The 13,553-nt window shown below is 68.2% G+C and carries 11 protein-coding genes and 2 pseudogenes; 2 read left to right on the top strand and 11 right to left on the bottom strand.

Annotated features, from left to right (window positions below; all coding sequences use genetic code 11):
• Nucleotides 1-40 precede the first annotated feature (40 nt).
• From U858_RS0119165 to U858_RS0119145, 6 genes and pseudogenes are all read right to left on the bottom strand, one after another.
• The gene (locus U858_RS0119165) at nucleotides 41-895 is read right to left on the bottom strand and encodes a hydrolase (protein WP_025138775.1); all 855 of its coding nucleotides are present in this window, start codon (nucleotides 893-895) and stop codon (nucleotides 41-43) included.
• A pseudogene (locus U858_RS36515) lies at nucleotides 892-1,806 on the bottom strand (ATP-binding cassette domain-containing protein); the annotation flags it as partial. The pseudogene U858_RS36515 and the gene U858_RS0119165, both read right to left, overlap by 4 nt.
• A gap of 30 nt (nucleotides 1,807-1,836) precedes the next feature.
• Nucleotides 1,837-2,619, bottom strand: a pseudogene (locus tag U858_RS36510) (ATP-binding cassette domain-containing protein); the annotation flags it as partial.
• Nucleotides 2,616-3,434 (bottom strand): ABC transporter permease, encoded by an 819-nt coding sequence (locus U858_RS0119155; RefSeq protein ID WP_025138773.1) that lies wholly within the window; start codon nucleotides 3,432-3,434, stop codon nucleotides 2,616-2,618. The pseudogene U858_RS36510 and the gene U858_RS0119155, both read right to left, overlap by 4 nt.
• Complete coding sequence (locus U858_RS0119150) at nucleotides 3,431-4,375, bottom strand: ABC transporter permease (RefSeq protein WP_025138772.1); 945 nt, start codon at nucleotides 4,373-4,375, stop codon at nucleotides 3,431-3,433. The genes U858_RS0119155 and U858_RS0119150 overlap by 4 nt, the downstream gene beginning before the upstream one ends.
• A 5-nt stretch (nucleotides 4,376-4,380) precedes the next feature.
• Nucleotides 4,381-5,544: a C45 family peptidase gene (locus U858_RS0119145; protein ID WP_025138771.1), complete on the bottom strand. Its 1,164-nt coding sequence runs from the start codon at nucleotides 5,542-5,544 to the stop codon at nucleotides 4,381-4,383.
• Nucleotides 5,545-5,756: 212 nt separating this feature from the next.
• Here U858_RS0119145 and U858_RS0119140 point away from each other — a divergent pair, with 212 nt between their 5' ends.
• Nucleotides 5,757-6,629 (top strand): GntR family transcriptional regulator, encoded by an 873-nt coding sequence (locus tag U858_RS0119140; protein WP_042885188.1) that lies wholly within the window; start codon nucleotides 5,757-5,759, stop codon nucleotides 6,627-6,629.
• 57 nt (nucleotides 6,630-6,686) lie between these two features.
• Here the strand turns inward: U858_RS0119140 and U858_RS0119135 are convergent, their stop codons facing one another.
• Nucleotides 6,687-7,514, bottom strand: coding sequence for an IucA/IucC family C-terminal-domain containing protein (locus U858_RS0119135; RefSeq protein ID WP_029954089.1), 828 nt, complete (start codon nucleotides 7,512-7,514; stop codon nucleotides 6,687-6,689).
• Nucleotides 7,515-7,667: 153 nt separating this feature from the next.
• Between U858_RS0119135 and U858_RS0119130 the strand changes: the two genes are divergently transcribed.
• The gene (locus U858_RS0119130; RefSeq protein WP_025138768.1) at nucleotides 7,668-8,996 is read left to right on the top strand and encodes an LLM class flavin-dependent oxidoreductase; all 1,329 of its coding nucleotides are present in this window, start codon (nucleotides 7,668-7,670) and stop codon (nucleotides 8,994-8,996) included.
• 96 nt (nucleotides 8,997-9,092) lie between these two features.
• On the opposite strand, the gene cysW is transcribed toward U858_RS0119130, so the two are convergent.
• The 4 genes from cysW to U858_RS0119110 form a co-directional block, all read right to left on the bottom strand.
• Entirely contained in the window at nucleotides 9,093-9,905 is an 813-nt protein-coding gene (gene cysW / locus U858_RS0119125; protein ID WP_025138767.1) for a sulfate ABC transporter permease subunit CysW, read from the bottom strand.
• Nucleotides 9,906-9,908: 3 nt separating this feature from the next.
• A complete protein-coding gene (cysT, locus tag U858_RS0119120; RefSeq protein WP_025138766.1) occupies nucleotides 9,909-10,751 on the bottom strand; it encodes a sulfate ABC transporter permease subunit CysT in 843 nt (280 codons plus the stop codon).
• Nucleotides 10,752-10,824: 73 nt separating this feature from the next.
• Nucleotides 10,825-11,841 carry a thiosulfate ABC transporter substrate-binding protein CysP gene (cysP, locus tag U858_RS0119115; protein WP_025138765.1) on the bottom strand — a complete coding sequence of 339 codons (1,017 nt, stop codon included), beginning with the start codon at nucleotides 11,839-11,841 and terminating at the stop codon, nucleotides 10,825-10,827.
• Nucleotides 11,842-11,982: 141 nt separating this feature from the next.
• Entirely contained in the window at nucleotides 11,983-13,548 is a 1,566-nt protein-coding gene (locus tag U858_RS0119110) for an MFS transporter (protein WP_025138764.1), read from the bottom strand.
• Nucleotides 13,549-13,553 lie beyond the last annotated feature (5 nt).

Raw genomic sequence — 13,553 nt, 5'->3', positions numbered from 1 at the left:
CTTGGTGGCGGGTCTTGGTGGTGAGCCTTTATGGCAGGCTTTAGCGGCGGGCCTTCAGAAAGTCCTCGAAGAACGCCTGGACCGGGTCGATGACCTTGAACGGCTCGTGCGCTACGCCCGGCACGGTGTCGCGCCGGACCTTGATGCCGTGGCGTTCGAAGCTTTGCGCCAGCGCCTCGATCCGCTCGATGCGGTTGTCGCCTTGCAGGTCGGCGCCGGGCATCCACAGCTTGCTGTCGCGGGGGATGGTGATTTCCCAGGTCTGGGTGTCGTCGGTGCCGACCACGGTCTGCACGGCCACCTGGCGCATGGCCTCGATGTCGATGGCTTTGCCAAAGCGCGCGGGCACGTCGCGCACGCCCACCCACCAGTCGTAGTCGGGATGCAGCAGCGTCACCACGCCGGGCGCGCCGATGGAGACGGCTTGCAGGCGTTCGGGGTGCAGCATGAAAAAGCGCTGGCAGAACTGGCCGCCGCCCGAATAGCCGTACAGCAGGAAGCGGCTGCCGTTCACGCGGTACTTGGCGATGACTTCGTCCACCATGGCCAGCAGCACGTGGTCGTAGCGGATGTCGTGGAACTGGATGCGCTTGTAGTTGGCCAGGTCGCCGGGTTCAATGATGCCTACCGGGAACAGCGGCGCCAGCACGATGCAGTCGTGGCGCTGGGCGAAATCGGCGAACAGGTCGCGGTATTGCGTGGCGGTGCGGCCGGTGCCGTGCACGATGACGGCCAGGTCGTAGGCCTTGGCGGCGGTTTCGTCGTAATCGGCCGGCACGTACAGGCAGTAGCTGAAGCGCTGGTCGTATTGGCAGGCAAAGAACGGCGTGGCGCCGAAGTCGTAGAAGCTGAGCTTGATGCCGTGGCCCTGGCGGCGGGCGGGTAGCGTGGTCATGGATGGGCCTCCTGGGGCCGGTCGGTGCTGAAAGCGGGGGCCGCGGGTGATTGCCCGGCAGGCGGGCTTTGGCGGTCATCGAAAGGCTGCCCGCCGGTGTCGCTGCGCCATTTCAGGCGCACGCCGCCCGCGGGCGTGGGCTCGAGCAGCGGAATGGCGCCGAGCAGTTGGCGGGTGTAGGGTTCGCGCGGGGTGTCGAAGATGGCGTCGCGGGTGCCTTGTTCGACGATGCGGCCGGTCTGCATCACGATGACGCGGTCGGCAATCTGTTCCACCACGCCCAGGTCGTGGCTGATGAACAGGCACGAAAAGCCATAGCGCTGCTGCAGGTCGGCCAGCAGGTCCAGCACCTGGGCGCGCACCGTGACGTCCAGCGCGGACACGGCCTCGTCGGCAATCAGCAGCGCCGGGCGGCGCACCAGGGCGCGCGCAATCGCCACCCGCTGGCGCTGGCCGCCGGACAGTTCGTGCGGATAGCGCTGGCCGAAGTCGCCGCCCAGGCCCACGTCTTGCAGCGTTTCGGCCACGCGCCGCGCCTTGTCGGCCGCGCTCAAGCCGGGCGCCAGCCGCAGCGCCTCGGCCACCAGGGCCGAGACCGTCATGCGCGGGTCCAGCGACGAATACGGGTCCTGGAACACCATCTGGCAGTGGTAGCGGTAGTCGTCAAAGCCCGCGCCGCGCGCAGCCAGCGGCTGGCCCTTGTAGCGCAGCGTACCGCCCGTGGGCGCCACCAGGCCGGTCAGCACCGAGCCCAGCGTGGTCTTGCCCGAACCCGATTCGCCCACCACGGCCACCACTTCGCCCGGGTGGATGTCCAGGCTGATGCCGTGCAGGACGCGCACGCCGGCCTGGCGGCTGAACCAGGTGCGGCGGGCGCCGTATTCCACGGTCAGGTCGCGCGCGGACAAGAGCGGCGCGGCGGTGGCCAGCGGGCGCGGGGCGCGGCGCTGTGGCAGGGTGGCCAGCAGTTGGCGGGTGTAGTCGTGGGCGGGCGCGGCCAGCAGTTGGGCGGTGGCGCCGGTTTCGACGATGTCGCCGCGGCGCATCACCACCATGCGGCTGGCGTAGCGCGCCACCATCGGCAGGTCATGGCTGATCAGCAGCACGGCGGTGCCGTTTTCCTGGGTCAGCTCGACCAGCATTTCCATCACTTCGCGCTGGATCACGGCGTCCAGCGCGGTGGTGGGTTCGTCGGCGATGAGCAGCCCGGGGCGCAGCAGCATGGCCGAGGCGATCATGATGCGTTGGCGCATGCCGCCCGAGAACTCATGCGGATAGGCCCGCAGCACGCGGTCGATGTCGCGCAGGCCGACGCGGCGCAGCATGGCTTCGATGCGGGCGCGGTGGCTGGCGCGTTCGCGCGGGGCGTGCTGCAGCAGGCCCTCGACCAGCTGTTCGCCTACGGTCAGCGATGGCGTGAGCGAGGTCATGGGTTCCTGGAACACCATCGCCACCTTGGGGCCGCGCAGGGCGCGCAACTGCGCCGGGCGCAGGCCGTAGACGGACGTGCCGTCCAGCTTGATGTCGCCGCCGGTACGCACGATGGCGTCGGGCGTCAGGCGCATGATGGCGCGGCCCAGCAAGGTCTTGCCCGAGCCGGATTCGCCCACCACGCCGACGATCTCGCCGCGCGCCACTTGCAGGCTGGCGTCGGCCACCACGTTGTGATGGGGGCCGGCGGCCAGCGTCAGGCGGTCGATGTCGAGCAATACGGGGGATGTCATGCGCGCCTCCGCATGCGGGGATCGAGCCGGTCGCGCAGCGCGTCGCCCAACAGGTTGATGCCCAGCAGCGACAGCGAGATCGCCAGGCCGGGAAAGATCGCCAGCCAGGCGGCCTGGCCGATGTAGCTGCGGCTGCCGGCCAGCATGTTGCCCCAGGTGGGCGCGGGCGGCGCCACGCCCAGGCCCAGGAAGCTGAGCGAGCTTTCGGCCAGAATGATCCAGCCGCACATGGACGTGGCCATGACGATGACCGGCGCCAGGCAGTTGGGCAGCAGGTGCCGCATCAGGGTGTAGAACTCGGAATTGCCCATGATGCGCGACGCCCGCACGAATTCGCGTTCGCGCAGGCTGAGCACGGTGCCGCGCACCACCCGCACCACGGACGACATATAGGCCAGGGCCAGCGCCAGGATGATGCCGGTTTCGCTGGCGCCGAACACGGCCAGCAGGCCCAGCGCCAGCAGCAGGCCGGGAAAGGCCAGCAGGGTGTCGTTGATGGCCATCAGCACGCGGTCGGTCCAGCCGCGCAGAAAGCCGCTGGTGGCGCCGATGAGTACGCCCGCCCCGGTGGCCAGCAGCACCGTCATCACGCTGACGCGCAGGCTGGCGGTGGCGCCCTGCATCAGGCGGCTGAAGACGTCGCGGCCCAGCTCGTCGGTGCCCATCAGGTGCGTCAGGCTGGGCGCGGCCAGGCGGGCCTTGAAGTTGAGCTTGAGCGGGTCGTAGGGCGTCCAGAACAGCGCCACCAGGGCGGTCACGACCACCACCGCCACCAGGGTGCCGCCCACCACGGCGGTCAGGGAACGACGTTTCATTGCGCGGCCACCCTCGGGTCGAACAGCGGGTAGAGCAGGTCCACCGCCAGATTGACCAGCACGTACACGCTGGCGATGAACAGCAGACAGCCCTGGATCACCGGGTAGTCGCGGGCGAAGATGGCGTCGACCAGCAGGCGGCCCAGGCCGGGAATGGTGAACACCGTTTCGATCACGGCCACCCCGGCCAGCAGGTTGCCCAGGATCAGGCCCAGCAGCGTCCAGGTGGGGCCGAACGAACTCTTGAAGGCGTGGCGGCGCAGCACCTTGAATTCGGACAGGCCCTTGGCGCGGGCGTGGGTGATGTAGTCCAGGTTCAGCACTTCCAGCGTGGACGCGCGGGTCATGCGCAGGATGACGCCGATCTCGTGCAGCAGCAGCGTGGCCACCGGCAGCACCAGATACATCAAGGCGCGGCCCGGGTTCTCGGCGAAGGTGACAAAGCCCACCATCGGAAACCAGCCCAGCTTGAGCGAGAACAGCAGCAAGAGCAGCAGGCCCATCCAGAAGGCGGGCAGCGACAGCAGCAGGGTGGCGCCGCCCACCAGCGCCAGGTCGGCCAGGCGGCCCTGGCGCCACGCCGCCAGCATGCCGGCCGGCACCGCCAGCAGCGTGGCCAGCAGCACGGCGGGCAGCACCACCTGCGCGCTGACGACGAAGCGTTCCAGGATCAGCGACAGCACCGGTTCGCGGTTGGCGATGGATAGTCCCAGGTCGCCTTGCAGCACGTGGCCGCCCCACAGCACGAACTGGGTCGGCCAGCTGGCGTTCAGCCCCAACTGTTCGCGCAGCGCGGCCAGGCTGGCGGCATCGGCCGAATCGCCCAGCATCAAGGCGGCCGGGTCGCCCGGAATCAGCCGCACCAGGATGAACACCGCCAGCGCAACCATCAGCAGCGTGGGCAGCGCCATGCCGATGCGCGACACGATGAAGCGCAACATGGCGCTCAGGCTCCGGCCAGCTCGGATTCGCGGGTATCGACTGCTTCCCGCGGCTCGTCGCCGTCCAGCCGGTAGGTCGTGAAGCGGCGGTTGCTGGCCGGCATGGGCGCGATTTCCATCAGGCCCAGCGCCGGCTCCATCACGATCATGGCGACCGTGGCGGTCAGGTTGCCGCCGTCGCCGTGGCGTTCGGGCCGGCAGACGGAATAGGGCGCCAGGAAGTCGTCGAACAGCGCGGCCTTGACGCCTTCGCGGTCCAGGAGGCGGCCCTGGGCTTGCAGCAGCCGGCGCACGCGCCAGTCGCGGTAGAAGCTTTCGGGTACATGGGGAATGCCGGTGTCGCGCAGCTTGGCCAGGGCAATGGGGCCGACCCAGTGGTTGGCGTGCACGATCAGGCCGTCGTCGGGGTACAGCGGAAAGGCCTCGTCCGGCGCGCATTCGAAGTCGATGCCGAACCCGGCGGCCGACGCGATCATGATGTTGTTCGAGCAGGACTTGGGCGTGGTGGCCACGACCTTGGCGGCCAGGGCGAAGTGTTCCTGTTCCAGCACCTTGCGGCGGATCAGGCCCAGGGGCACGCCCAGGGTCTTGTAGTCGCGCTCGCATTCCAGGTAGTTGGCGGTGATGGAGACGCCCGCGGCGTTCAGCCCGCTGCGGGCCAGGCCGCCGGCTTCGACAAAGGTCAGGTAGTCGGGCCCGTGGTCCTGGCGCACTCGCAGCACGACGCCGGTGGCCGCGCATTCGGCGCGCCAGTCCCAGTTCTGCGCGTGGATCAGGTTGCCCGAGGCGCTGCGCTCGGGCAGCAGGATGGCGCCGGTGCAGCCGTCGTCGGCCTCATCGTCGGGATTGGCCGTGCTGCTTTGGGCCCGCGCCAGCGCCATGACTTCGGTGCGGGCGTTGATCATGACGATGTCTTCGAAGGGCACGTCGGCGCCCTGGGCGATGCCACGCATTTCTTCGACGTAGTGCTCGTCGAAGTCGGCGATGCGGCGGGCGTAGTCGGATATCAATGCCGTCTTTTGCGCGGCGCCCATGCCGAATGCGTCCAGCGCCCCGCCGTACAGGGCCGCGCTTTGGCGGATGCGGGGTTGCAGTGCCTGCCCATACTGGCGGCCGCGGCTTTCAGGGCCGCCGGTCAACGTAACGCAGGGAAAGGGAGTGATTGCCATCTGTCCTTCCTTTTGTATTTTGTTGCTGCGTAATACACTAAATACCGCTGTCATCCCCTGTCAATCGGTTTTATGGGGCGATATATGAAATCTAGGGAAAACGTGTACGACCGCGAAGGACACCGCAGGGCAGCATGCCGCGCCCCGGGCAAGCACGCGCTTGCGCCGGCAGGTCGGGCATGGATAATCCTTCGGCAAAGGAGCGCGACGCCATGCAAGAGCTGAGTCCCTTACAGATCGAAGTCGCCCGCAAGCTGACCGCCCTGATCCAGAGCGGCCGCTGGCAGGTGGGCGAACGGCTGTCGGATCTGCGCCTGGCGCAGGAACTGAAAGTGTCGCGCTCGCCGATTCGCCAGGCGCTGAACCTGCTGACGCGCCAGGGCCTGTTGGCCTACACGGCAGGTAAGGGCTACCGGCTGGAGCGCGAGCCCGCCAGCGACGAAAGCCTGGATGCGCTGGTGCCGCATTCCGAATCCGAAAGCCTGTACGGCGAATTGATGAGCGCCCGCGCCGACGGCCGGCTGGGCGCCGAGGTGTCCGAAGCGCAACTGGTCGAACAGTTCCAGGTCACGCGGGGCGCGCTGCGGCGCGCGCTGATGCGCCTGGCCACCGAAGGGCTGGCCGAACGCCTGCCGGGCCACGGCTGGCATTTCGCCGAAACGCTGGACAACGAGCAGGCGGTCAACGAAAGCTATGAATTCCGCCTGATCGTCGAATGCAGCGCGCTGACGGCGCCGGGCTATCACGCGCCGCCGGACCAGCTGACCGCCTTGCAGCGCGAGCAGGGCGAAATATTGCAGATGCCCGTGGCGCAATTGCAGCGCGACGTCTGGTTCAACGCCAACGCCAATTTTCATGAAACGCTGGCGTCGTGGTCGAACAACCGCTTTCTGACCGAGGCGGTGCGGCGCCAGAATTCACTGCGGCGCATGACGGAATACGCCAATTTCGGGTATCTCGCCGAGGTGCACATCCGCCAGGCCTGTACCGACCATCTGGGGATCCTGGCGGCGCTGGCCGAGGGGGACCGGGATTATGCGGCGGCGCTGCTCAAGCGCCACATCACGCGGGCGGCGGATATCTGAGGGGTGGCGATCGCAGGGGCGGCCTGCGACGCGGCCGTCAGCCCGGCCTTCGACCGATTACGTCGTGGTTTGAGATTGCGGTTGGCGCGGCGGCGCCCGGTGCTGCGGCGCCAACGGGCAGGCCGCGCAGTACTGCGCCGTGGGCAGCAGGTGGTACAGGCAGCATTCCCGATGCAGGGTAACGGCCGGGCCGTCGCCGCGCGATACCCGGGGCGGCAGGCACAAGGGGTTGTCGCGTTCCTGGCAGGCCGGGCCCCACGCAGGTTCGTGCAGCAACTGTTGGCGGTCTTGCGCGGCATGCGACGCGGCGCCGTGGGTTTCCATCGCTTTCAGCACGGCTTCCAGGTAGCGCACCGCGCCGCCCCAGACTGTTTTGCGCGGCAGGCGGCTGGCCTGGAACAGCGCGTCGGCTAGCAGGCGCAGGTGGTCCCAGACCAGCGGACCGTAGCGGTGCCAGACGTCGGAGGGTGCGTGGACGGGCGCTTCGGCGCAGCGGGTGCCGATGCTGCCAGCGGTACTGGCAGGATCCCCATCCTTGGCATCGCCCAGGTCGGCAATCAGGAAGCGCACCGGCGCACCCGTGTCATCCAGTTCCAGCCGCATGGCGTCGGCGGCCATCGGCAAGGGCCGGCACGCACCGCTGGCGGCGGCCACCACGGGCGGCAGCAGCGCCCACAGATAACGCATGGCCCAAGCCGAGGCCACCGCGCGCGGATCGGCGTCCGACCAGTGGCGGCGGTGGCGCGCCAATGCGTCGCCCAGCCAGCCCGCATCTTGCAGCAACGCGCCCGCCGACCGTTCATCGGCGCGGGTGGGCGCAAGCTGCACGGACTCGGCGTAGACACGCCATTCTTCGCGGAAATAGGGCTGCAGGAACGCGATCATGCGGGGGCCGGGATCGAAGCGGGCAAAGCAGGCAAGCGTAAAGACAAAGCGGCGGCGGTGCAAATCGGCGGCATAGCCATATAACGTTTGGTTCGTTCGCGGCGGGCCGGGCCGGCGCTATCTTTTTCGTTTCCGCTACACAGGCCGGCACCCATGGCTGCGCAACGTCAATTGAAGCTGGGCGCGTTCATGCGCCCGGTCAGTATCCACACCGGCGCCTGGCGCTACCCCGGCGCCCATCGCGACGCCAATTTCAATTTCGAACATCTCAAGCGCTACGCCCAGACGCTGGAAAGGGCCAAGTTCGACGCCTTCTTCATGGCCGACCACCTGGCGCTGCTGAACATGCCCATCGAGGCGCTCAAGCGCAGCCATACCGCCACGTCGTTCGAGCCGTTCACGCTGCTGTCCGCATTGAGCCAGGCCACCGAGCGGCTGGGGCTGGTGGCCACGGCGTCCACCACGTTCGACGAACCGTTTCACGTGGCCCGGCGTTTCGCGTCGCTGGACCACCTGAGCGGCGGCCGCGCGGGCTGGAACATCGTCACCACGTCCAACCCCGACGCCGCGCTGAATTTCGGCCGCACCGAGCAGCCGGACCACGCCCACCGTTACGCCCGTGCCCGCGAGTTCTACGACGTGGTGACGGGCCTGTGGGACAGCTGGGCCGACGACGCCTTCATTCGGGATGCGGACAGCGGCATCTATTTCGACCCGTCGGGGCTGCGCGCCGTGAATCACCAGGGCGAACACCTGTCGGTGCGCGGGCCGCTGCACATTGCGCGGCCGGTGCAGGGCTGGCCGGTGATCGTGCAGGCCGGGGCGTCCGAACCGGGCCGCCAGCTGGCCGCCGAAACCGCCGAGGTCGTCTTTGCCGCGGCGGGCACGTTGCAGGACGGCCAGCGCTTCTATGCGGACGTGAAAGGACGCATGGACAAGCTGGGCCGCAGCCGCGACCACTTGAAGATCCTGCCGGGCGTGCTGGTGGTGGTGGGTGACACCGACGCCGAGGCGCGCGCCATCCGCGCCAAGTTGGACAGCCTGGTGCACTACGAAAGCGCCATCGCGTCGCTGTCCATCGCCCTGGGCTGTGACGCGTCGCGCTTCGATCCGGACGGGCCGCTGCCGCCGCTGCCGGAGACCAACGCCAGTAAAAGCAGCCAGGAACGCGTGCTGCGCCTGGCCGAGCGCGAATCGCTGACGGTGCGGCAACTGGCCCAACGCCTGGGCGGCTACGGCGGGCTGGCCATGGTGGGCACGGCCGCGCACATCGCCGACCAGATGCAGGAATGGCTGGAAACCGAAGGGTCCGACGGTTTCAACGTCATGTTCCCGTGGCTGCCGGGCGGGCTGGACGCCTTTGCCGGGCAGGTCGTGCCGGAACTGCAGCGGCGGGGGATCTTCCGGCGCGAGTATGAAGGCCGCACGTTGCGCGAGAATCTGGGGCTGCCGCGGCCGGCGAACCGGCATTTTGCGGATTGAAGCAGGCAGGGCCGCCGCGTGGTGTTGCAGATCACCGGCCTGAAGCTGCCGTCCTGAAGCAGCCGTTTTAAAACGCCGGGCAAGGGTCGACGGGCGCTACAACCCCGCCGGCCGCTGCCTTTCCATAATCGTCTTCACCACCAGCGTCAGCAACGCCATGCAGGCCAACAGCGCGGCGGCGGTGAAGGCGGCGACCGTCTTGTAGTCGTCGTTGAGCTGTTCGATCAGCAGCGGCAGCGTCAGCGTCTTGCCGCGGATGGCGCCGGCCACGACCGATACGGCGCCGAACTCGCCGACCGCGCGGGCGTTGGTGATGACGGCGCCGTACAGCAGGCCCCATTTGATGTTGGGCAGCGTGACGCGGCGGAAGATCTGCCAGCCGCCCGCACCCAGCGTCAGCGCGGCCTGTTCTTCTTCGGGCCCTTGCGCCTGCATCAGCGGAATCAGGATGCGCGCGACGAAGGGCGAGGTCACGAAGATAGTCACCATGACGATGCCGGGCCAGGCGAACATCAGCTGCACGCCATGGCCGTTCAGCCAGCGGCCGAACGCGCCTTCCAGCCCGTAGACTACCAGGTAGCACAGCCCGGCGACCACCGGCGAGGTGGCGTAGGGGATGTCGACCAGTGCGATCAGCACGCGCCGCCCGCGAAAGTCGTAGCGGGTGACGCACCAGGCCAGCAGCACGCCGAACACCAGGTTCACCGGCACGCTGATGAGGGCCGCCAGCAAGGTCAGGCCGATGGCCGCGCGCATGTCGCTGCTGCCCAGGTTCTGCACCAGGGCCGCCCAGCCGCCGACGATGACCCGGGTGAAGATCAGGCTGAGCGGCAGCACCAGCAGCAACAGGGCGGCGAGAAGGCCCGCAGCGATCAGCAGGCGGCGCGGCCAAGGGGAATCCGGGCGCATCCGTCAGACCCCCGCCACGCGCTGCCATGGCAACAGGCGGCCCTGCAACATCTGCAAGGCAAACAACAGCAGCAGCGACGCGGCCAGCACGACGGTGGCGATGGCGGCCGCGGCCGGGTAGTTGTATTCGGCCAGGCGGCTGAAGATCATCAGGGACGTCACTTCGGTCTTGTAGGGAATGTTGCCGGCGATCATCACGACCGCGCCGAACTCGCCCAGGCTGCGGATGAAGGCCTGCGAGCCACCGGTGAACAGCGCCGGCACCAGCGCGGGCAGCAGCACGCGCCAGGCCACCTGGCGGCCGCTGGCGCCCAGGGTGCGCGCGGCCTCTTCGTATTCGGTGCCGATATCGGCCAGCACCGGCTGCACCGAGCGCACCACGAATGGCAGGCTGGTGAAGATCATGGCGATGACCAGGCCGGGAAAGGCGTAGGAAATCTTGATGCCCAGCGGCGCGAAGAACTGGCCGACCCAGCCGCCCGGCGCCAGCAGCACCGACAGCGTCAGCCCGGCCACTGCCGTCGGCAGGGCAAAGGGCAGGTCCACGGCCGCGTCCAGCAGCGCGCGGCCCGGGAAGCGGTAGCGCACCAGGATCCACGCCAGCAGCAAGCCCACCGCCAGCACCACGGCGGTGGAATACGCGGCCGACAGCAGCGTGACGCGGTAGCTGGCCAGCACCCGCGGGTCGGTCACTGCTTGCCAATACTGGCCCCAGCTCATCTGGCTGCTGTAGAGCGGCAGCGCGGACAAGGGCAGCAGGATGACCAGCGTGATGAACAGGCTGCTGACCCCGAAGCTCAACCCAAAACCGGGCAGCGTGGGGTGCTGGCGAAAGAACTTAGGCATGCGGACCCGAACGAAAAGGCGCCGGCCGCCCCGTGGGGCAGCCGGCTGTCATGGCGAATGGCAAGGGCGGGTGTCAGCGCCCGGCGCCCAGCAGTTGGTCCAGCACGCCGTTGGCAGCGAAGTGGGTCTTGGTGATCTGGTCCCAAGAACCCAACACGTCTTGCGGGTTGATCAGGCGGATCGCCGGAAAGCGGCTGGCGCTGGCCTTGATCGCCTCGGCGTCGTGGACGCGGTAGTTGAAGTCGGTCAACAGCTTCTGGATGGCGGGCGAGTACTGGAACTGCAGATAGGCCTCGGCCACCTTGCGCGTGCCTTTCTCGTCGGCCACCTTGTCCACCAAGGCCACGGGGAATTCAGCCAGCACGCTGACCGGCGGCACCACCACTTCAAAGCCCTGGGCCTTGAATTCGTCGCCCTGGGCGATGTTGTTGACCTCGGATTCGAAGGTCAGGAGCGCGTCGCCCTGGTTGTTCTGGGCAAACGCCACGGTGGCGCCGCGCCCGCCGGTGGGGAAGCTCTCGACGTTCTTGAGCAGCTTGCCGACGAAGGCGCGGGTCTGGGCGTCGTCGCCCTTGAACTTCTCGTGGGCGTAGAGCCAGGCGCCCAGGTAGGAATAGCGCGCGTTGCCGGACGTCTTGGGGTTGGGGAACACCAGCTTGACGTCATCGCGCACCAGGTCGTCCCAGGTCTTGATGTTCTTCGGGTTGCCGCGGCGCACCAGGAAGGCGATGGTGCTGTAGTAGGGCGAGCTGTTGTTGGCGAACTTCTTCTGCCAGTCGGCGGCCAAGAGCTTGTTCTGCGCCAGGATGTCCACGTCGGGCACCTGGTTGAAGGTCACCACGTCGGCCTTCAGGCCCTGGATGATGGACTGCGCCTGGCGCGAGGTGCCGGCGAACGACTGTTCGATGCTGACGTCCTGTCCCGTCTTGGCCTTCCAGTCGGCCTGGAACTTGGGGTTGATGGCGGCGAACAGCTCGCGCGCGATGTCGTAGGACGTATTGAGCAGGGCCTGGGGCGCTTGCTGGGCGTGGGCCGGGGCAGCGGCCAGGGCCGTCAGCGTCAGGGCCGAGGCGAGCAGTCGTTGGAACAAAGGGCTTCTCCGGAAAGAGTGGGCGTGAAAGACAGGCGGCAGGGCCGCGTCCCGACCCTGCATGATGCGCAAGGCTGTCGCCATCCGGAAATATTCAATTACTTTTAGCTAATAGCCGGGCGTTGGGTGGCACCGCCGGGGTCAGTGAATCCGGCGTTGCCACAACGCATACCCGGCCGCCACCGCCGACACCCCGCCCAGGAACACGAAGCCGTCCAGCACGCTCATGAAATTGGCCTGCTGCGTGATCACGCGCTGGATTTCGGCCAGCGCCAGGCCATGCGCGGCCGCCAGCGCCGCGCCGGCCTGCGCGAAACGCTGCGTCAGCTGGTCGAGCGTGCTGGCGAACACCGGGTTGGACAGGCTGGCGTTGGCGGCCAGCTGGGTCTGGTGCAGGGCCAGGCGGTGCTGTTCCAGCACGATGATGGTGGCCGTGGAAAACGAATACGCCATCTGCTTGACGATGTTCTTGACGCGGTAGCTGTGCGGATACAGCTCCATCGCAAACGGCTGGAAGGCCAGGTTGGCCACCGGCAGCGCAATGAACAGCAACAGCAGGCCGCGCAACGTCAGGGGCAGCAGCAGCCACGACTGGCTGACGTCGGGCGGCAGATGCGCCAGCCAGGCGCCGATCAGCGCGGCCAGCACGAAACCGGTGGTGATCAACCCCTTCTTGCGCGTCAGCCGGCCGGCAAAACGGAAATAGAGCAGGGCGCCGGCCAGCGCCGCCAGTGACGTCACCCCGACCAGATGCCCGGCGTTTTCCACGGGATAGCCCAGCCCGGCCTGCAAGAAGCGCGACACCAGGTAGCTGAACGCGTTGCTGATGAAGTAGTACAGCGCATACAGCATCAGGCCGGTGCGGAAGGTGGCTTCTTTCAGGCCATGCAGGTGCAACAGCGGACGCGGATGATGCCATTGATGCCACAGAAAGGCGCCCAGCAGCAGCACGCCGGCCAGCGTCAGGCCTTCCAGGCCGGGCGATTCGCTGAACGGCGACGTGCGCAGTTGCTGCGCCACGATCTGCAAGGCGCCCAGCGCCAGCGCCGCGATCACGTAGGGCCACAGGTGGGGCTCGCCGCGCTGTTCGGGCGGCAGGCGGCCGGTGGCCGGCACCGCCAGCATGACCAGTCCGCCCGTGATCAGCGCCACGGGGATGGTGCAGACGAACACCGCGCGCCAGCCGAAGTCGGCCACCAGGTAGCCGCCCGCCAGCGGCGCCAGCGCGCTGCACAGCAGAATGCTGCACAGGAACAGCCGCGTGGCGCGCCCGCGTTCCCGCGGGGCGAAGCTTTGCTGGATGAGGATGCGCGTGGCGCCCATCATCGGGCCCATCAGGTAGCCCTGCAAGGCGCGCGCCACGGCCAGTTCGGCCGACGATTGGCTCAGCGCCGCCAGCACCCCCGCGGCGGCGAACAGCAGCAGGCAGGCGCCGATGTAGTGGCGGTGGCCCAGGCGTTCGACCCACCATTGGTGTTGCAGGATGCCCAGCACGCCGGCCACGGCGTAGGCGCTGGATGACCAGATCAGTTCATCGGGCGGGGCGCCGATGCCGCCGGCGATGTCGCTGATGAAGAACGAAAAGGCGGAATTGTCGAAATAGTCCAGTCCCACGGCCAGCGCGATGGCCAGCGGAAACAGCAGTGTGCGCAGGCCGCTGGCGGCCGCGGCATCCGGCAAGGCAGGGGTGGGCGCGGCGGCGGTCATGGTGG

It is taken from the genome of Achromobacter sp. DH1f (genome assembly GCF_000633435.1).
Taxonomy (GTDB): Bacteria; Pseudomonadota; Gammaproteobacteria; order Burkholderiales; family Burkholderiaceae_B; genus Achromobacter; species Achromobacter deleyi.
Note: the sequence above shows the minus strand (reverse complement) of the source record. Positions and strands in the feature narration are given on the sequence as shown.